This is a genomic window from Thermovirga sp., from assembly GCF_017656375.1.
Classification (GTDB): domain Bacteria; phylum Synergistota; class Synergistia; order Synergistales; family Thermovirgaceae; genus Thermovirga.
This window is the reverse complement of sequence record NZ_JACDOB010000008.1, coordinates 20,701-38,672: the sequence shown is the minus strand read 5'-3', so window position 1 is coordinate 38,672 and position 17,972 is coordinate 20,701. Positions and strand designations below refer to the sequence as shown.

The 17,972-nt window shown below is 43.5% G+C and carries 19 protein-coding genes; 7 read left to right on the top strand and 12 right to left on the bottom strand.

From position 1 onward, the window contains the following. The first annotated feature begins 60 nt into the window (after positions 1-60). From H0Z23_RS04225 to H0Z23_RS04215, 3 genes are read left to right on the top strand one after another with little or no spacing between them, the layout of a single operon-like run. Positions 61-393: a NifB/NifX family molybdenum-iron cluster-binding protein gene (locus H0Z23_RS04225; protein ID WP_296867725.1), complete on the top strand. Its 333-nt coding sequence runs from the start codon at positions 61-63 to the stop codon at positions 391-393. An 18-nt stretch (positions 394-411) separates the two neighbouring features. Next, the gene (locus H0Z23_RS04220; protein WP_296867724.1) at positions 412-1,260 is read left to right on the top strand and encodes an ATP-binding protein; all 849 of its coding nucleotides are present in this window, start codon (positions 412-414) and stop codon (positions 1,258-1,260) included. Further along, positions 1,257-2,120, top strand: coding sequence for an ATP-binding protein (locus H0Z23_RS04215; protein WP_296867723.1), 864 nt, complete (start codon positions 1,257-1,259; stop codon positions 2,118-2,120). Before H0Z23_RS04220 ends, H0Z23_RS04215 begins: the two co-directional genes overlap by 4 nt. Positions 2,121-2,160: 40 nt before the next feature. On the opposite strand, the gene H0Z23_RS04210 is transcribed toward H0Z23_RS04215, so the two are convergent. The 6 genes from H0Z23_RS04210 to H0Z23_RS04185 all read right to left on the bottom strand — a co-directional run bounded on the left by H0Z23_RS04210 (position 2,161) and on the right by H0Z23_RS04185 (position 7,085). Beyond that, positions 2,161-2,880: a M15 family metallopeptidase gene (locus H0Z23_RS04210; RefSeq protein ID WP_296867722.1), complete on the bottom strand. Its 720-nt coding sequence runs from the start codon at positions 2,878-2,880 to the stop codon at positions 2,161-2,163. 24 nt (positions 2,881-2,904) lie between these two features. Further along, positions 2,905-4,194 carry a TRAP transporter large permease gene (locus tag H0Z23_RS04205; protein WP_296867721.1) on the bottom strand — a complete coding sequence of 430 codons (1,290 nt, stop codon included), beginning with the start codon at positions 4,192-4,194 and terminating at the stop codon, positions 2,905-2,907. Further along, the gene (locus tag H0Z23_RS04200; RefSeq protein ID WP_296867720.1) at positions 4,191-4,688 is read right to left on the bottom strand and encodes a TRAP transporter small permease; all 498 of its coding nucleotides are present in this window, start codon (positions 4,686-4,688) and stop codon (positions 4,191-4,193) included. The genes H0Z23_RS04205 and H0Z23_RS04200 overlap by 4 nt, the downstream gene beginning before the upstream one ends. Continuing rightward, positions 4,688-5,740, bottom strand: coding sequence for a TRAP transporter substrate-binding protein DctP (gene dctP, locus H0Z23_RS04195; protein WP_296867719.1), 1,053 nt, complete (start codon positions 5,738-5,740; stop codon positions 4,688-4,690). Before dctP ends, H0Z23_RS04200 begins: the two co-directional genes overlap by 1 nt. 200 nt (positions 5,741-5,940) lie before the next feature. Continuing rightward, entirely contained in the window at positions 5,941-6,741 is an 801-nt protein-coding gene (locus H0Z23_RS04190) for a P-loop NTPase (protein WP_296867718.1), read from the bottom strand. A 2-nt stretch (positions 6,742-6,743) separates the two neighbouring features. Then, positions 6,744-7,085 carry a NifB/NifX family molybdenum-iron cluster-binding protein gene (locus H0Z23_RS04185; RefSeq protein ID WP_296867717.1) on the bottom strand — a complete coding sequence of 114 codons (342 nt, stop codon included), beginning with the start codon at positions 7,083-7,085 and terminating at the stop codon, positions 6,744-6,746. A gap of 207 nt (positions 7,086-7,292) precedes the next feature. Between H0Z23_RS04185 and H0Z23_RS04180 the strand changes: the two genes are divergently transcribed. Then, a complete protein-coding gene (locus H0Z23_RS04180; protein ID WP_296867716.1) occupies positions 7,293-7,541 on the top strand; it encodes a FeoA family protein in 249 nt (82 codons plus the stop codon). Then, a complete protein-coding gene (locus H0Z23_RS04175; protein ID WP_296867715.1) occupies positions 7,538-9,340 on the top strand; it encodes a ferrous iron transporter B in 1,803 nt (600 codons plus the stop codon). Before H0Z23_RS04180 ends, H0Z23_RS04175 begins: the two co-directional genes overlap by 4 nt. Before the next feature lie 11 nt (positions 9,341-9,351). Here H0Z23_RS04175 and H0Z23_RS04170 read toward each other — a convergent pair whose 3' ends face one another. From H0Z23_RS04170 to H0Z23_RS04155, 4 genes are all read right to left on the bottom strand, one after another. Further along, the gene (locus tag H0Z23_RS04170; protein WP_296867714.1) at positions 9,352-10,146 is read right to left on the bottom strand and encodes an ABC transporter ATP-binding protein; all 795 of its coding nucleotides are present in this window, start codon (positions 10,144-10,146) and stop codon (positions 9,352-9,354) included. A 5-nt stretch (positions 10,147-10,151) separates the two neighbouring features. Next, positions 10,152-11,147 carry an iron ABC transporter permease gene (locus H0Z23_RS04165; RefSeq protein ID WP_296867713.1) on the bottom strand — a complete coding sequence of 332 codons (996 nt, stop codon included), beginning with the start codon at positions 11,145-11,147 and terminating at the stop codon, positions 10,152-10,154. A gap of 45 nt (positions 11,148-11,192) precedes the next feature. Then, positions 11,193-11,786: a ribonuclease HI family protein gene (locus H0Z23_RS04160; protein ID WP_296867712.1), complete on the bottom strand. Its 594-nt coding sequence runs from the start codon at positions 11,784-11,786 to the stop codon at positions 11,193-11,195. Between the two features lie 170 nt (positions 11,787-11,956). After that, positions 11,957-12,142, bottom strand: coding sequence for a hypothetical protein (locus H0Z23_RS04155; RefSeq protein WP_296867711.1), 186 nt, complete (start codon positions 12,140-12,142; stop codon positions 11,957-11,959). 412 nt (positions 12,143-12,554) lie between these two features. Here H0Z23_RS04155 and H0Z23_RS04150 point away from each other — a divergent pair, with 412 nt between their 5' ends. Both H0Z23_RS04150 and H0Z23_RS04145 read left to right on the top strand, forming a co-directional pair. Next, positions 12,555-14,336, top strand: coding sequence for an aldehyde ferredoxin oxidoreductase family protein (locus H0Z23_RS04150; protein WP_296867710.1), 1,782 nt, complete (start codon positions 12,555-12,557; stop codon positions 14,334-14,336). A gap of 32 nt (positions 14,337-14,368) precedes the next feature. Then, the gene (locus H0Z23_RS04145) at positions 14,369-15,400 is read left to right on the top strand and encodes a homoserine dehydrogenase (protein ID WP_296867709.1); all 1,032 of its coding nucleotides are present in this window, start codon (positions 14,369-14,371) and stop codon (positions 15,398-15,400) included. A gap of 8 nt (positions 15,401-15,408) precedes the next feature. Here H0Z23_RS04145 and H0Z23_RS04140 read toward each other — a convergent pair whose 3' ends face one another. Together H0Z23_RS04140 and H0Z23_RS04135 are read right to left on the bottom strand one after the other, a co-directional pair. Next, entirely contained in the window at positions 15,409-16,230 is an 822-nt protein-coding gene (locus H0Z23_RS04140) for a LacI family DNA-binding transcriptional regulator (RefSeq protein WP_296867708.1), read from the bottom strand. A gap of 85 nt (positions 16,231-16,315) precedes the next feature. Beyond that, positions 16,316-17,953, bottom strand: a complete 1,638-nt coding sequence (locus tag H0Z23_RS04135; protein ID WP_296867707.1) for a nucleoside kinase — start codon at positions 17,951-17,953, stop codon at positions 16,316-16,318. Between the last annotated feature and the right edge of the window lie 19 nt (positions 17,954-17,972).

Below are 17,972 nucleotides of genomic sequence, written 5' to 3'. Positions count from 1 at the left end.
CAATTATCGTTATTATTGGAGTGTACCATACATTAATCCTATATAACCGAGGTGATAAATATGAAAATTGCTGTAGCGATGGAGAACGGAAATGTCTGCGAACATTTCGGTCATGCTCCTTCTTATGCTATCTTCACTATCCAAGAAAATAAGATTGTGGAAAAAGAAGAGTTGGCAAACCCTGGACATACACCAGGATTCTTGCCTAAATGGATGGCTAGTTTTGGAGTTGATGCGATCATAGCAGGTGGAATGGGGCCTCGTGCAGTCCAACTGTTCAAAGAGCAGGGTATAACACCAGTAATAGGAGCAAAGGGTCCTGTAGAGGAAGTCGTACAAAAATACTGTGAAGGCACCCTTCAAACCGGCCCAAGTGCCTGTGACCATCATTAAAAGGAGGCCCATTCTCGTATGTCTGATCTGACATTGGCCGTAGCAAGCGGTAAGGGAGGAACAGGCAAAAGTAGTTTTGCCTCATCTTTTGGAGTAACCAAAGAGGGAGTCCTTTTAGTAGATGCTGATGTGGAAGAACCAAATCTGGCTCTTCTTTTGAATTTAAAACCTCTAGAAAGCTCGTTGGTAAACTTACAAATTCCAGTAATAAAAGAAGAGCTATGCACAAGATGTGGCAAGTGCACTGATGCCTGTCGCTTCGGAGCTTTAAATATGTTTGGAAACAATATCCCTATGGTGAATGACCTCTGTCATGGCTGTGGTCTTTGCTCTTTGGTTTGCCCTACGAAGGCCATATCAGAAACAGAAAAACCAATAGGAGAGATACGCCATTACCTATCAAGAAATATAGAACTCCTAGAAGGGCGTTTGATGCTTGGAATGCCCAACCCTGTGCCAATAGTGGAAGCTGTAGTTGATGCTGCCATGGCTATAGAAAAGCCCAAAGTAATAGATTGTGCTCCTGGTACCTCGTGTCCTATGGTTGCAGGTGTAAGGAAGGCCGATGCTGTATTACTGGTAACAGAGCCTACTCCCTTCGGGTTAGCGGATTTAAAACTTGCCCTTGAGGCGATAATTCCGCTAAAGAAGCCCATCGGAGTAGTGGTCAACAAATCTGGTATCGCATCGGAAAATGTTGAAGAACTGTGCAGGGATTTCAATGTGCCAGTCCTTGGCCATTTCCCTTTTAGCAGGCATATAGCAGCCTCCTACGCCGAAGGTATTCCTCCAGCCAAAAGTGATCCCCTATGGCAGCAAAAAATATCTGATATATGGAATTATTTTGAAGAGAGGGTTGCAAAATGAGACCTAAAGAAATCGTCGTTACCAGTGGAAAGGGAGGAACTGGAAAGACCACTCTAACCTCAGCTCTCGCTGCATCTTTGGGCAAAGTGGCCTTATGCGATGCTGATGTAGACGCTCCAGATCTTTATATTTTATTGAACCCCTCCATAAAAACTGATTACGCTTTTTGGGGCATGGATACTGCACAAGTGGATCCGTCTAAATGCATCGGTTGCAATCGTTGTATTGAAAGCTGCCGTTTTAACTCAATCTCCATGATTAATGGCAAGGCGGTAGTAGATACCCATTTCTGCGAAGGATGTGCTACCTGCGCCTATGTATGTCCCACTAGTGCAATTTCTATGGTGCCCACAAGGCAAGGAACTTACTATGAGAGCACCACTGACTTTGGTCCTATGTGGCACGCCCAGCTCTTTCCAGGAGGAGAAAATTCGGGTAAGCTTGTACAAATTTTAAGGGAAAAGGCAAAAGAAACGGCGTCAAAAGAGGGAATTCCCTACATCATAACCGATGGGCCTCCGGGGGTAGCTTGTCCAGCCATCTCTTCAATTACAGGATGTAACTTTACTATAACTGTAACAGAACCCTCCATGAGCGCCCTTTCAGACTTAAAAAGATTGGCCCAGGTAGCCAGGCGCTTTTCTGTTCCCATGGGGGTTGTCATAAACAAAGCTGATCTTTCACCAAACATCTCAGCTAAAATCAAAGAGGAGTGTTTTAAAGACAACATTCCTATAATTGGAGAAATCCCATTTTCTGAAGACATTCCAAGAGCTATTTCGGAAAGAAAGATTCCTTTAAAAGAAATGAAAGCAGAGATAGATAATATAGTGAAAAAGGTTTTTGAACTTTTAGGCTGAAAGTGAAAATAATGGATGGCGGGCCGCCGAACTACAAAGCCTAGCCCGCCCATCTAAAATTTGGTGAGGTTTTCCCGTAAATAGCTTTTCTTGCCCCAGTCCTAATAGCCCAATTTATGTTGCCAAAATCGAAGTGCCACCATTCCTTCGGGTAATTAGAGAAACCGGATCTTTCCATTACTTCCAGAAGTATGTCCCTATTTCTCATGGCCTCTTTTTCTCTTCCTGAAAGAGCCTTCCCCTCTTTCACTAAATCCTTGTAATAATTTGTAAAAGAACGCTCTGTTGTCTCATCAAAGTCTGAGCCCATATACAAGATCCTGCCTTTTGCGTCGCTTATGGTCAGATCCACAGCACCGCCTGTAGCATGACCTGGAGGGTGCATTGGATCCTCTGAAGGCAAAGCCACAAATGTCTCGGCTTTCTTCCTAATCTCTTCTTCAGTAAGATCTTTATTCGATTCTCGCAATTCCTTGCATATTTTGAAAAACAAGGTTTTCTGGAGCTCTAAAGACCTCCAGCAATCCAGAAGGATAAGCTTCCATCCTTTAGGTAAACTTTCTGCAGCCTCAACAAGCCTTTCATAAACCCCTCGCCTTACATAACACTCAGGAATACTTCCCTCAAGCCCCTGTATGAAATATTGAGGCCTGACCAAGATCCTTTCAGGATAACAGCTTGCAGGTATAAGAGGTTCCCCGTTTTCTTCTAGTTTAGGCACAAAAGGTATATTTGAATGTGTCTTTTCTTTTAAGATCATTTTCCACCTCCCAATACTCTGGCCTTATAAACCTAATATCCTGGGCAATGTGACAGTTATGAAGGGAAACGTGATTATAGCCAAAAGAACAACCATAGCTACACTAATGAAGGGCCATATCTCCCTGAATAGATCACCTAAGGGGACCTTTCCCACGGCGGCCACGATGTAATTACAAGCCCCTACTGGAGGGGTTATCAAGGCAATAGTCACGTTTAAGGTCATAACGATTCCAAAATGAAAGGGATCTACTCCTGCCTTCATAGCCAGCGGATAGAATATAGGAGTGAGCAGTGTCAATACAGCCACTTCCTCCATAAACATCCCGATGACAAAGGTAATAAGGCTCAAAACGACCAACAACAGCCACGGGTGATCTAGCAATCCCATGGACACTAGCAAAGATGCAAACTTGTGGGTCACCCTTTCCCATTTCAGAAACCACCCCACAACTGTAGCAGCTCCCATTATCAAAAAAACTGCGCTAGTCAGCCTAAGGGTTTCATAGATAGCTTCCCAAAGGCTTATTAGAGTCAATTCCCTAGTTACAAGCCATCCGGCTATAAGGCAGTAAACAACCGCAAGCGCTCCAGATTCCGTGGGAGTCACTACCCCTGTTACTATTCCTCCTATTATTATGAAAGGAGCTATTAAGGCTATGGAAGCTCTTTTAAGTATGTTTTTTGCTTCCTTTCTTACCTCTTTAGGGTCATTTACTGGAAGGTTGTACCGTCTAGAATACAGCCAGTTCATGACCATAAAAGCCATTCCTAAAACGATACCTGGCAGAATCCCAGCTATAAAAAGCCCTCCCACAGAGGTGTTGGTCATGGAAGCGTAGATGATCATGAATATGCTTGGCGGGATTATGGGCCCTATCAGAGAGCTTCCAGCCGTGAGCCCTGCAGCATAAGCCTTTGGGAAACCTTCTTTTTCCATGGCAGGTATCAGTATAGAACCTAAAGCAGAAGCATCTGCAGCAGCCGACCCATTGACTCCGGCCAAAATTATCCCGGCAACTACGTTAACATAACCGAGCCCACCTCTCACACTTCCTATTAGGAGCCTACTGAAATCTATCAATCTATCGGTCAAACCAGAGCGATTCATCAAATTCCCAACAAGAATAAAAAATGGAATAGCCATCAAAGAAAAAACATCCATACCTCCAAAAAACTGTTGTGGGATGACCCTTATCAAGGTGACATTGCCTGTAACTAGCAAACCCACCAGGCCTGTGAAAAGTAAAGATGCATAAAGGGGAACACCTATAACCATCTGTGAGAAAAACACCAAAAGCAGCGCCAGAATCATTTGTTCTCATCCTTTCTGGCTTTTATGAACTCCAATATCACAAGCTGCAGCAGCAAGATTGACATGCCCAGGGGTACCGCCATGAGGACGATGGCCTTGGGGATCCCCAGGGCCATCGTCTTCATGTGCCATGTTCCTCTTACATTCATCGCCCCATACCAGATGAGGACAAAAAGTACTACAAGCTGTATGCCTAATCTCAGAACTTCAGAGGTTTTTTTAAGCCACCCGGGGAATTTGGGGACAAGGAAATCTATTGCCATATGATCCCCTTTGGCCAGCGCTCCTGCGGCCCCAAGCATGACAAGCCAAACCAAAGAATACCTGGCCACCTCTTCCGTCCATATCACCGAATTTTTCAAAACGTAACGAAAAACTATACCCATCACTATATCAACGATATTTATTATTAACAGGCCCCCTGCAAGAACGGCGCTTGTCGCCTCAACTAATCTGGAAAACTTTTCCAGGACGGCCAAACCTCTATGTTCCATTAATTCCCTCCTGAGGCAACCTTATTGGCATTTTCTGCACATTCCAATGCCAACTTCATCCAATCAGCAGGAACCTTACTCTTAAGCCACTCGATATAACCAGGTTGACCTATGGACCTGAATTCTTTCATTTCTTCTGGTGTAGGAGCATAAACCTCCATGCCTTTTTCTTTCAGGAACTCTATTTGCTTCGAGTCGGCCTCTTCTACTTCTTTCCTGCTAATCCGATTAGCCTCTTTTGCAGCCTTCAGGACAACTTCTTGATCTGCCTTTGAGAGGGAATCAAAGAGGTCTCCATTCATCACCAAGAACTGATCGGAGTATTGAATATTAGCAAGGGTCATATATTTTTGAACTTCGAAAAGGCTTCCAATTATTATGTACATCGCAGGATTCATCTGCCCATCAACAACTCCCGTTTTCAAGGCCATATAAAGCTCCGTCCAAGGGATCGGGGTACCACTGGCACCAAAGGCTTTGTATATAGCTATCTGCCCCTCGTCCATGGCCCTGAACTTCAACCCCTTAAAATCTGCGGGGCGATGAATGGGTTTCTTAGAGTTAGTAAAGGCCAAAAAGCCACCTTCTTCAACTGCTTCCAATAAGACAGCACCTGTCCTATTGCGAAACTCTTCTTGAGCTTTTTTCCAGTAACGGCTGTTATCAAAGAAATAATGAGCAGCTTCATAGCTATTGAACATAAACGGTACAGATGAAGCGTATATCTCAGGGAAAACAGGAGCTACTCCCGCAAAAGAAGCTACATTGATGATAGGTTGATTTAGCCCCGACTTCATCAAAAGCTCCATCCTTTCTTCTTCAGTACCTAACTGGCTATCTGGGAAAAGTTCTATTTGAAGCCTGCCTTGTGTTCCTTCCTCAACAAACTTCTTGAAGTTTACTGCAAATGCATGAACGGCATTGTTCTTCGGATCCGGAGGACCATTGTAAGACATCTTCACCGTAACGGCCATGGCTCCAACTGCACCATTTAAAAGCAAAGCCCCTACTAACAGAAACACCACCAGGAATCTTCTCATCTCTACTTTCATCAACCCTTCCTCCTTTTATCAAGCTAAATAAACTATTAGGCATTTTACTATCTCATACTTAAGATGGTCAATTGCATTTTATGTTAACTTGCATTAATTTATACAACTTTTCCTTTGATCTCATAAAACAAAAGGATAAGGGTTGAAGCAGTTTTGCCTCAACTCTTACCCTTCTTTCTTACAGTTAGCCGCACAATCAGCTATGCAACGGTTTTGTTCAAAGCTGATAGGACCCCGTCAGCCAATTTTTTCAAAATTGCATCGTTGGTGTAATGTTCTAACCTTCCTGAATCACCCAAGATTGAAATTTCTCTATCCACCGGCAACCCAACAAGAATGGGAACTTCCCACTTTTCTTTCAGTTGGTCAATATGGCTGGGGCCATACAGATCCCACCTTTCGCCACAATGAGGACAAACTGCATATCCCATATTCTCCACAATCCCTATCAAGGGGACTTCAAGCATCTTTGCCATATGCATCATTTTCTCAACAATAAGCGAAGATAGACCCTGCGGGGTGCTTACCATAACAACACCGTCCAAGTCTATAAGCTGCATGACTGTAAGCACTGCATCAGCCGTACCAGGAGGCAAATCCACAACCAGGTATTCAGTATCCTCCCAATTTATGTCTTCCCAAAACTGCATTATAGCTTTGCCTATCAAAGGGCCTCTCCAAACAACTGGCTTAGAGGGGTCATCCAGCACAAGGTTTACGGACATCACTTTAATGCCAAGCCAACTGCTTTTGGGTGGTATTACCCCTTTGTCGGTTACAAAAGGTTTTTCTCGCACTCCAAGCAATTTAGGTATGGATGGTCCTGTTACATCTGCGTCTAAAATTCCCACCTTCAATCCTTCTTTTGCAAGGGCAACAGCCAACAGTGCCGAAAGGGTACTTTTGCCAACTCCACCCTTTCCGCTTCCCACTGCTATTATATGTTTGATACCTTTTTTGGTCTTAGGAGGTAAGCCTCCTGGATCTTTCATTTCTGCCATTTTCATCTCTCCTTGTAAGGGCCTTTGTTTATATATTCCTCAACAGCTTGTTTGCACGTATTGCAATTTTTGACTTCGTAAAACTCCATTCCTGCCGCATTCAAAGCAGCCTGTGCCTTCGGCCCTATCCTTGGGGCCAAAACCACGAAAACTCCCGACCTCGATAGCTCTTGGACCGCCTGGCCTCCTGCACCGTGACCTGCTTCTTTTGCTTTGTTTTCTATAACTTCCCGTAATAACCCTTCCTCGTCAAAAACGAGGAAAAATGAGGCTCTGGCAAACCTGTCAGAAATCTGGGAATCTGCAGTTTTCCCATCTGAGGGGACAGCAATTAAACGTTGCAAATGACTAGCACCTCCTGTTTTTGATTATTATTATCACTAACAACAATATTACTCTTTCATGATGGCTCGTCAAGCAAAATAAGCGCACAAAATCAGTTATTGATAAAGGATATTGACAATAACAATACTTACGTGTATTGTTACAAAAGTTCGGTAAGGCTAACTTTCATATAGTAAGGCCTTGTCCAATCTATGAAGGAGGTAGCCATGAGCGCAAAACTTCATTTATTAAAAAATGGTCAAAAAGCCAAAATAGTTTCTCTACCCCCAGGCTTATGCGGAAGACGCATTGAAGCCCTGGGATTAAGGCCTGGAAAAATAATAGAAAAAGTCTCGGGAATGCCCTTCAGGGGACCAATCACCATTTCCCTTGATGGGAGACAGATAGCCATAGGCCATGGCATGAGCGAGAGAATAATCATAGAGCCCCTTGATAAAAAAGGAGAAAAGCTATGAAGTTTCCATGCTTTGGCTGCCATAAAACGGAATCCTGCAACGGGTGCCATGTCAAATGTGGAGAAGTTGACAGCAAACCCCAAAAAATCCTCTTAGTGGGAAACCCAAACGTAGGCAAGAGCGCTGTTTTCAGCAGATTGACTGGGGTTCACGCTATTTCCTCCAATTTCCCAGGAACGACCATAAGCTTTACTCAAGGGAACTTAAGACACGAAGGCCAAAATTATATCCTCATTGATGTCCCTGGAACATACACATTGAACCCAACCAATGAAGCTGAAGAAGTAGCTAAGCGGATAATCATGGGTGACTCTGATATAGTTGTGATAGTTCTAGATGCAGGTGCCTTGGAAAGAAATTTATATCTGGCCCTTCAAGTTCTGGAACTTGGGGGAAAAGCTATAGTGGCTCTAAACATGGTGGACGAAGCAAGGCACAAAGGCATAGAAATAGATATCAAAGCTCTTGAAGAAGCTTTAGGGGTACCTGTAGTTCCAACAGTTGCCCTTGCAGGCAGAGGTATAAAGGAGCTAGTCAGCCGCCTAAAAGAAGCTAAAAAGTCTCACATCAAACCGCAGAGCGATGAAGACCGCTGGAAGACCATAGGTAATATAGTAATGAAAGTACAAAAAGCACATCACAGGCATCACACTGCAAAAGACAGGCTAGAAGACATAACCATCAACCCTCTTTGGGGCGTCCTAGTAGGAGTGGCCGTTATTGCTACAAGCTTCTTTGCCATTCGAAGAATTGGAGAAGGAATTATAAACTACATATTGGACCCTTTCTTCTCTTCCTTTGTGCTCCCCCTGTTAGAAAATATTTCAAAAAGCATGAACCAAGAAGGCATCATACATTCCTTGCTTTTGGGCTCCTTGATAAACGGGAGTCTGGATTTTGAACAAAGCTTTGGATTATTCACGACAGGAATATATGTCCCAATCGTGATGGTTTTGCCCTATATCGTAGCCTTTTATACCGTATTGAGCTTACTGGAGGATTCAGGATACCTGCCCCGACTAGCGGTCTTGTTCGACTCACTGATGCACAGAGTTGGGTTACACGGATTCGCTATAGTTCCAAACCTGCTAGGATTAGGATGTAACGTGCCAGGAGTATTAGCAACCAGGGTGCTAGAATCTCCAAGGGAGAGATTCATCGCCTCGACATTGATTTCTATAGCAATACCCTGTACAAGCCTCCAAGCCATGATCTTCGGTGCCTTAGGGGGATTTGGGGGAAAATACGTAGTAATTGTATATGGTTCCCTCGCTGTAACATGGATCATTTTAGGAAGGCTTCTTAACATTTTACTCCCAGGCTATAGTCCGGAGCTTATAATAGAAATACCACCTTACAGATTACCTTCTCTGAGGGGGATCGGATTAAAGCTGTGGTTTAGGGTGAAGGGCTTCCTGTTTGAGGCTATTCCACTTGTTATGTTTGGCGTTTTATTAGTAAACCTCCTTTACATATCGGGGGCAATGAACCTTATATCAAACTTTTTAGCTCCCTTTTTCAATACAGTCCTTGGGCTTCCAGCTTCAACAGCAGGCCCAATCATATTAGGGTTGCTCAGAAAAGACGTAGCTGTAGGGATGCTTTTACCTTTAAACTTAACATCTCAAGAGATGGTCATCTCTGTAGTTATGTTATCCATGACTTTCCCATGTATAGCCACTTTCATCGTGCTTTTCAAGGAATTGGGCTTTAAAAAGATGATGCTAAGCTTGAGCATAATGCTTGTAACAGCGATCCTATCAGGAGCCACATTGAGACTCCTTTTCTTGCTGGCATAACACAAAATGTTTTAGCGTTCTCCGCACTCATCTGCGGGGAACGCAACTTCTCCAACAGAAGGTAGGGTATACTTGACCCACTCTACACCAAATACCCCTTCTAAGACTCCCTCATCTACCTCTTCAGGCCTTTTAATACAGAAGGTTTTACCTTTCTTAAGGAACATGATCCGGCTAGACCATAAAAGGGCAGAATTAACATCGTGCATGGCTAGTAATATGGCATAACCTTTGCCTTTCAGGTTCGTAATGAGCTTAAACAACGAAAGAGCGTGTTTAGGATCCAATGCGCTGGTAGGTTCATCCATCAATAGGATTTTCGCCTCCTGAGCTAGTGCTCTTGCTATCGCAACCCTTTGCGCTTCTCCTCCCGAAAGCTCTGTAACTAGCCTATTGTCAAAACCACTTAAATCCACAGCTTCCAAGCTTTTCCGGGCTATATCGTAATCTTGAGTCTTTAAACTGCTGAATTTCCCCGCATAAGAATATCTGCCCATCAACACGACCTCAATAACCTTAAAGGGCATGTGGAAATAATTCTGCTGAGGAACTACAGCTATCTTTTGAGCAAGTTCCTTTTTGGAAATCTTACCTATATCTATTCCTTCAAGAAGGACCTCTCCGCTAGTCTTTATTCCTATTCCTGCTGCTGCACCTATAAGAGTACTCTTCCCACTACCGTTGGGTCCCAAGAGACTCAATATTTCACCATATCTCACATCAAAGCTGATAGAGTGTAAAATCGCCTTTCCTCCCATAATTACGCTCATATTCTTAATTTCCAAAGCCTTATTGCTTGACTCCATTGTTTCTACCTTTCCCTCCATAGGAGAAAACAGAACATAGGCCCTCCTGTAAGAGCCGTCAAAACACCAATGGGCAGCTCTCCCAACATTCTAGAAAATGTATCTGCTACAACAAGCAAAATTCCTCCTCCGAGGAAGGCCATCACGACAAGCCGCCTGTGTTCGGGGCCAAAGATAAGCCTCAACAAATGGGGAACCACCAATCCAACAAACCCTATAATTCCACAAGTAGATACTGCTATCGAGGTTGCAAGGGAGCTTACAAATAAAAGAAGCATCCTGGTTTTTTTCTCGTCAACCCCCAAAGCATCTGCTGGCCCTCCAGAGGCTATAATGTCCATATCCCTGGAATAACAAACCCCTACCACCAATACTGAAAAAGCTGATAGCAAAACCAACATGACCTGGGTCCAATCAGCCGCAGAAAAGCTTCCTAGAAGCCAAAAGACAATAACTGAGGCCTGTTGGCCAGCGAGAGCCTTCAACAAAGTTATGCCGGCACTTAGGATGCTGCTTACTACTACTCCAGCGAGGATGAGGCGCGTAGAATTCCTTATCCTTGATTTTCCTCCGCTCAAAAATATGGATATCAAAAGAGAAGCTGCTCCACCTGCAAAGGCAAATAATGCTATGGGCCTCAAATTTAAAACTAAGGCAAAGGAAGCCCCAAAAGCTGCTCCTGTAGCCACACCTAGAGTGTAAGGCTCAGCCAGGACATTCATCAAAAGTCCCTGGTATATTACTCCACTACATGAAAGACAAGCTCCGACCAATAAAGCTGAAAGAACCCTGGGAAGCCTTATATCCAAAAGAATCAACCTATCCGTAATTTCAGCTCCTGTTGAGGGAACAAACCCCAAAACATTGCCCAAAATTGCAAAAACTTGCTTTACGGGTATCTTAGCTTCTCCAACGGCAAGGGACCACAAAACACATAAAACTAAACCTATTGAAAGAATAACGTAACCAATGAAGCTTTTACTACACCTCTTAAGAATCATCTAAAAACCTACCTTGGAATATTTTGTTTTATGTATGCTCCACGCTTATTTTTGATTTTTCTCCTTTAGGGCTTCCTCCATGTGGACGCAGTTTTTTTCAACGGCAAAACTAGGGCAACTACAGTTTTTATGTTTCAAGTCCACCGCATACTCTTCCTGCCCATCCCTTACGACAAATATATAATCTGACACCATGCGGGCAACCACTTTTGCTACATCATGATCGGTTTGTTTTTTGCTTTTTTTGGCTTCATCTATGGCCTGGTTGGAAAGGCTGTCAGCGAGGCTATTTTCCTGCCTTGGGATCCACTGAAGCCGGGCTCTGGTTTTTTCTATCAAGAGCTTTGCCTCTTCGGCCAAGGGCAAAAGCCTAGGCTCTCTCACCTTCCACTCGCCAAGCATTTGATTGACAACCAATTTACTGTCACCTTTAACTACACAATTAAATAGTTTCCGCTGAAGCAACTCTCTAAGTAAAAGGATCAAAGCTTCATACTCTGCTTCGTTGTTGGTTCTCTTACCAAGATATTTAGATTCTTTCCATAGAACTTGCCCCTTATCAAAATCCACGATGCAGGCTCCAGCCCCGGCTTCTCCTGGATTTCCTCTAGATGCGCCATCAAAGTATCCTATTATCATACTCTTGCCCCTTTCAGAAAATATTAAAGAAACCATAACTATGCTTAGTATTATAGCTGGGTTGGAATACCTCGCCATTATAGCAATAATATAAAAAATAGGCGCCCTTGGGCGCCTATGCATTTTACTATTACACTATTGTTTTAAGCTGCAGTCATATTTTACGCGTCTCAAAAAGACTCTATCACATAATAAGATTCCCCAATTTCCGTTTTCATACTAGGCATACTATTGGGTTTAGCCAAAAGCCATTGGCCGTTGCCATCCTTGATCCAAATATTATTATTTAAAGAAGCTTCCTTTATGATACTTTGGCTTGCCATATACCAATTACCATTCTGATCTTTAATCCACATCTTTATCCCTCCCGTTTTTATAATCATCGATCGGCCTTCCAATACAATCTCAAAACGGGCAGGTTCATCTTATTCGTCCAGGCTCTGGGTAAAGCACAAAACCACAATTCCTTAAACCTTTCAGCAACTTCATTCCCCCTTTTACAACTGCTTGCGGTAATTTATACCAGCCATCCTTGATTTTGTCAACTTTAGTTTATTATTTACTTGATTTTAAACGATACAAACCCTTTAGTTTATGCAACCGGTTGAATTATATCGCTTCTTTTTCTCCTTTGCAAGAAGTTATGTCGTAAAAATTTTTTGTGTACTTGAGAGAAAAATATAAAAATTCCTTCCGTGTTTCCTTTTGATAATGATAAGATGAAGTAGAATTGTATCAGAGACAAAAAGACCTTGTGAGGTGATAGCTGTGCACTACAGGATGCTGATTGCAGATCTATCCAGTGGAAAGTCTTGGATAGAAGAAATTGATCAGAGGGTGATCGGAAAATATATAGGAGGGAAAGGACTAGGAATTTACCTGTTGGATAAAATGATCCCGAAAGAAACCGACCCTCTTGGAGAGGACAATGTACTGCTTTTTCTAACCGGGCCCTTAACTGGAACAACTTTTCCCACATCTGGCAGGTTTACCATAGTCACTAAATCTCCTCATACTAACATGTACGTCGACAGCCACGTTGGAGGCCATTTCGCCCCTGCCATGCGAAAAGCAGGTTTCGAAGTTTTGGCCATAAAAGGCAAAGCATCGATGCCTGCCTACATATGGATCGAAAACGAGAAAGTAGAAATAAGAGAGGCACATCACGTTTGGGGCATGAAAGTAGATGAAACAGTGGAAGCTATACGAAAAGAAACTTCCCCCGATGCCCATGTAGCAGTAATAGGGCCTGCTGGGGAAAAGCTTGTTACCATAGCAACTATAACTGTCGACAAGGATAGTGATCCCTGGAGAGCTGGTATAGCCGGCAGAGGTGGCACGGGGGCCGTTATGGGGAGCAAAAACCTTAAAGCAGTAGCCTTGAAGGGAACCGGCACCATACCGGTCAAAGACGAAACAAACCTTCGGGAAATAACATCCCACATAGTAAAAGCAGCATTAGAATCTCCAGCAATTCACCGCAGGCGTACCGTAGGCACTTCCGCTCTGGTAGAGCCCATGAGCAGAACGGGCATCTTACCGACATACAATTTCCAACAGGGATATTTTCACCCCATCTATGGACTGACTTCTGCTAACCTGAGATATCACACCAAAAGAGACGTTGCATGTTTCAGTTGTCCTATAACATGCGGAAAGATCCTGGATGCTGATGGAAAAGACACAAAGGTAGAATACGAATCCATAGCCCTCTTGGGCAGCAACAATGGAATCGACTCCATGCCCGAATTAACCAAGGCAATTTCTGTTTGTAATCAAATGGGCATAGATTCCATATCAGCAGGGGGCATTGTCGCCTTTGCCATGGAATGTAAGGCCCGAGGCATACTTCCAGATGCTCCTTCCTTCGGAGATCCCAAAGGCCAACGCAAACTCCTAGAAGATATAGCTCTTAGGAGAGGTTTAGGGGCTATTTTAGCTGACGGAGTCAAAAAAGCTGCAGGTCATATAGGAAAAGGCTCAGAAGACTTCGCTATAGAAGTAAAAGGATTGGAACTACCAGGGTACGAACCTAGAGCCACGTGGGGAATGGCTCTAGCTTACGCCACTGCGGACAGAGGAGGCTGCCACCAAAGAGCATGGACTGTTCTTGCAGAGCTGGACGGTATTCTCCCCCGATTTAGTACGGAAGGAATTGCTCTTAAGGTTAAAAGCACTCAGGATGAAAGGGCAGCAGCCTTCTCATTAATAGTTTGTGACTTTTTGCCTTACGATCAAAATATGATATATCCCTGCCTTAGATATTCTGCAGGTATAGATATTAGCGAAGAAGAATACCTACAAGCTGGGGAAAGGATATGGAACCATATAAGACTCTTTAATATCAGAGAAGCCAATATTTCAAGAAAAGATGACTACCTTCCAAGGCGTATGTTCCAGGAGCCCCTTCCTATGCCCCCTAGGGGAGAACAAAAAGTAAATTTGCCGAAAGAACTTTTCGATGCGATGTTAGACGAGTATTATAATTTGAGAGGATGGAATAAAGATGGCATTCCTGAAGAAAGTACTTTGAGGCGCCTAGATCTTTAAAGTATCAAAATAAAATCGGAGGTGGCAAGTTCATGTGGAAAATAGCAATAATAGGATTTGGAAATGTATCTCAGGGATTCCTGAGGATACTGAAAGACAAACAAGCCTCTCTCAAGGAGCGATACAATTTTGAGTACTCTATAACAGCAATAGCTGACCCAATCAAAGGATCTGTACTTAACACTTCTGGATTAGATCTAGAATTTTTGTTAAACATGTTTGACTCCAAAGGAAATATAAAAGAACATCCCAACATAACAGATCCTGACTCTCTTGAAATCATTGAAAAAAGCGAAGCCGATATTATAGTGGAAACTACAATAACCAACCTGGAAACAGGAGAACCAGGATTAAGCCACATAAAAGCAGCACTAAAATTCGGAAAACACGTTGTCTCTACAAACAAAGGGCCTGTTTCTGTTGCTTTGCCAGAACTACTAGAACTAGCATCAAAAAACAATGTGGAATACCTATTCGAGGGTGTAGTCTTAAGTGGCACTCCCTCTATAAACCTGGTAAGAGAAGCCCTAGCAGGCTGCGACATCAAGAAAGTTATGGGAATAGTAAACGGAACCACCAACTACATTCTTACAAGAATGGAAGAGGGAACATCGTATGAAGACGCCCTCAAAAAAGCTCAGGAATTAGGCTACGCTGAAGCAGACCCTACCGGCGACGTGGAAGGATGGGACGCAGCTGTAAAAGCCCAGGTTTTGGCAAACGTCATAATGGGCGAGCAGATGAAGATAGAAGACGTTCAGAGAACAGGAATAACAAAGATAACGCAAAAGGACATCCAAGAAGCTGCACAAAGAAGGGCAAGGATAAAGCTGATAGCAGAAGTAGAGAAGACAAATGGCAAAGCAAAAGCTTCTGTTGCCCCCATGGAAATTCCTTTGAGCCATCCATTGGCCAACATAATGGATGCCACTAACGCTTTGACCTTTACTACGGACCACCTTGGGGATGTCACAATAGTAGGACCAGGGGCCGGCAGAGTCGAAACCGGCCAAGCACTTTTAACAGACATACTTACCATACACAGAAGACATTGTAGAAAATAGCCATAGGGTTAGCTCCAAAGTTCTCCTTCGGGAGTAAACACTTGAGGAACCACTAGAACAGATTGGGGGCGGATCCGCCTGTCTTTTAGGCAATTTATGAGGAGCCTTCCAGATAGGGCCCCCAAGTGAAATGCAGGAAACTCTAATGCCCAAGCGCCTGAAACGAGAGCCTCTCCCTGAGAACCGCAAATTACCATAAAATTCAGGGGAGAGGCTTCTATTTTTTTATTTACCCTACCATCTATCAAATGTACTTTTACATCTTTCTCTGACTGGTATTTTTCAAGGAAGGGATATACCGCACCTTCCCCCTTATGATATCTAAACCCTAGGCCATCAGTCATTTTCATTATCTTGTCGACTATTGCCGCCTCATCAAATTTGATAGAAACACCGTTCGGATCATGCTCTCCTACAGTAACAGCCACCAAATCCATTTCTGTCTCGGGAGGCTTCTCATAAACGCATATCACACCATCCACACGTCTTGCAGAAAGGTTTTTTAAAGCATTAAATCTTTTTTTCTCATCTGAAGCGGTTTCTTTCACTATAATCTCTAATCCTGCCCTCTCAAGGACTCGCTCCAGCCCACAAAGGTAAGGACCCACCCACCAGAGGGAAAGATTTTTAAACAAAACGCCTACTGTGTCAGTGGTTTTGGTGGATAAGCCTCTTGCCAGGATATTAGGCCTGTACCCCAGCTTCTTTACTGCTGCCCACACTTTTTCCCGTGTAGCAGTGCTTATCCTCGGATCCCCTTTTAAAACTCTGCTTACAGTAGCCTTATTGACTCCAGCCTCAGCCGCCACATCAGCCATGGTAACCTTCATGACATCCCCTCCTGAACATAATACTACCGGTTGCATAATAAAGTTCAAGGGGGAAGTTTCAAGAACATTTCAAGGCTATATATGGCTATTCGAAACAGCTGCCACCTATAAATTCCCTTAATATGGAGGTGTTAGGCACTGCATCTGAGGGGATAAAAGGAATATACTGAGAAAGGGTTAAGAGTCTTTGGGCTTCCCCATAAGCAGGTGAAGACTCCTTTACGCTCCTCAGAAGAGCTTCAGTGTAGCCTTTGAGGACAGGAAGTTCATAAACCAATGCGGAATTAAACATTCTATCGGCCTGTTCTTGATAGGGGAAAATATACCTCTGGGCACCTTTAATGACCGAAGGCCATTGTAGCAAAGTAGCTTCCGCATTCTTCCCCCTCGTCCTGTAATCCCTTACCAAACGTCTCAATAGTCTATTATCGGTAGTACTTGTCCTGTTGTACTGGTCCATGCTTATTCCAGTAAGAGGAGATACAAAGATTTTGTATATTTTTTCTTCTGGAACTACATCCGTGATCCGTTGGTTCAACCCATGAATCCCTTCAATTATGGCTACACCCTGCTCCTCTAGCTTTAGGCGAGGCCCTTGTTCTCTTTTCCCCGATATAAAGTTGAATTTGGGTAATATAATTTCTTTGCCTTCAAGGATCATCTCGAGTTGATGGTGCAGGAAGTCCAAATCTAGAGCCTCTATAGATTCAAAATCAGGATTACCATCAGCATCCCTTGGTGTCCTTTCTCTGTCCAAGAAATAATCATCAAGAGATATTACTGCCGTTTTTTTGCCACGTACCCTAAGGGTTATGGCGAGCCTTTTAGCAGTGGTAGTCTTACCGGAACCAGACGGACCTGCTATACACACCACTTTAACATCGCCCTTTTTTATTATTTCATAAGCTATCTCGTTTAATTTCTGATTATGCAAAGCCTCGGACACTAAAATAAGCTCCTGGGCCTTTCCTGATGCAACGTAACGGTGGAGGCTCTCCATTGTGTTGACACCTAAAATATCCAACCAGCCAGCGTATTCCTCGAATACGTCCGCAAGCTTCTTTGGAGGTCTGAAGGGAGGTAATCCTTGAGGCGATGTTACCGTAGGGAAGCGAAGCACCACACCGTTTCTGAACGAAACCAGATCCCATGATTTAATATAGCCAGCAGAAGGTGCTAGTGGGGTGTAAAAATGTCCATAAATTCCATCACACAACCACACGGTGACTGGATCCATACATGCTGCACCTAATAAATCGGCTTTCCTAACATCATTTTGGGCTTTAAATATTTTTTTTGCCCTATCCAGAGGCACGATTTCCATGTCTATAGGTATATCTTCTTCAATGAGGTTTTTAAGGCTCCCACGAAGTAATTTTAATTCGTCCTGCGTAGGAGCCCCTCCCTGCAACTCACAAAAAAACCCATCACTAATGGAATGTCTTATAAAAAGTTCTCTGCCCAAAGTTTTCTTACATGCTACTACAAGCAAAAAACTCAAAGTGTTCCTGTAGACTGCCATCCCCTCAAACGTTGAGGTATCCACGAAATCCACTTCTGCATGATCCGACACGACCCATGTTAACGGTCTGAGGTAATTGTTAACATGCCATGCCACCACAGGCCTATCGTCCAGAGTGCAGAGAGAAAGAACATCTTTCCCTGAAACAGGATTGTCGAACGTCTTGAGACCTACTCCTTCAATAGAAATGCTAAATGGCATCTACATAAACACTCCCATG

Bases quoted from the DNA above. Each gene is read 5' to 3' on its own strand.
- H0Z23_RS04225 (WP_296867725.1), top strand. From the start codon at position 61: ATGAAAATTGCTGTAGCGATGGAGAACGGAAATGTCTGCGAACATTTC.
- H0Z23_RS04220 (WP_296867724.1), top strand. From the start codon at position 412: ATGTCTGATCTGACATTGGCCGTAGCAAGCGGTAAGGGAGGAACAGGC.
- H0Z23_RS04215 (WP_296867723.1), top strand. From the start codon at position 1,257: ATGAGACCTAAAGAAATCGTCGTTACCAGTGGAAAGGGAGGAACTGGA.
- H0Z23_RS04210 (WP_296867722.1), bottom strand. From the start codon at position 2,880: ATGATCTTAAAAGAAAAGACACATTCAAATATACCTTTTGTGCCTAAA.
- H0Z23_RS04205 (WP_296867721.1), bottom strand. From the start codon at position 4,194: ATGATTCTGGCGCTGCTTTTGGTGTTTTTCTCACAGATGGTTATAGGT.
- H0Z23_RS04200 (WP_296867720.1), bottom strand. From the start codon at position 4,688: ATGGAACATAGAGGTTTGGCCGTCCTGGAAAAGTTTTCCAGATTAGTT.
- dctP (WP_296867719.1), bottom strand. From the start codon at position 5,740: ATGAAAGTAGAGATGAGAAGATTCCTGGTGGTGTTTCTGTTAGTAGGG.
- H0Z23_RS04190 (WP_296867718.1), bottom strand. From the start codon at position 6,741: ATGGCAGAAATGAAAGATCCAGGAGGCTTACCTCCTAAGACCAAAAAA.
- H0Z23_RS04180 (WP_296867716.1), top strand. From the start codon at position 7,293: ATGAGCGCAAAACTTCATTTATTAAAAAATGGTCAAAAAGCCAAAATA.
- H0Z23_RS04175 (WP_296867715.1), top strand. From the start codon at position 7,538: ATGAAGTTTCCATGCTTTGGCTGCCATAAAACGGAATCCTGCAACGGG.
- H0Z23_RS04170 (WP_296867714.1), bottom strand. From the start codon at position 10,146: ATGGAGTCAAGCAATAAGGCTTTGGAAATTAAGAATATGAGCGTAATT.
- H0Z23_RS04165 (WP_296867713.1), bottom strand. From the start codon at position 11,147: ATGATTCTTAAGAGGTGTAGTAAAAGCTTCATTGGTTACGTTATTCTT.
- H0Z23_RS04160 (WP_296867712.1), bottom strand. From the start codon at position 11,786: ATGATAATAGGATACTTTGATGGCGCATCTAGAGGAAATCCAGGAGAA.
- H0Z23_RS04155 (WP_296867711.1), bottom strand. From the start codon at position 12,142: ATGTGGATTAAAGATCAGAATGGTAATTGGTATATGGCAAGCCAAAGT.
- H0Z23_RS04145 (WP_296867709.1), top strand. From the start codon at position 14,369: ATGTGGAAAATAGCAATAATAGGATTTGGAAATGTATCTCAGGGATTC.
- H0Z23_RS04140 (WP_296867708.1), bottom strand. From the start codon at position 16,230: ATGAAGGTTACCATGGCTGATGTGGCGGCTGAGGCTGGAGTCAATAAG.
- H0Z23_RS04135 (WP_296867707.1), bottom strand. From the start codon at position 17,953: ATGCCATTTAGCATTTCTATTGAAGGAGTAGGTCTCAAGACGTTCGAC.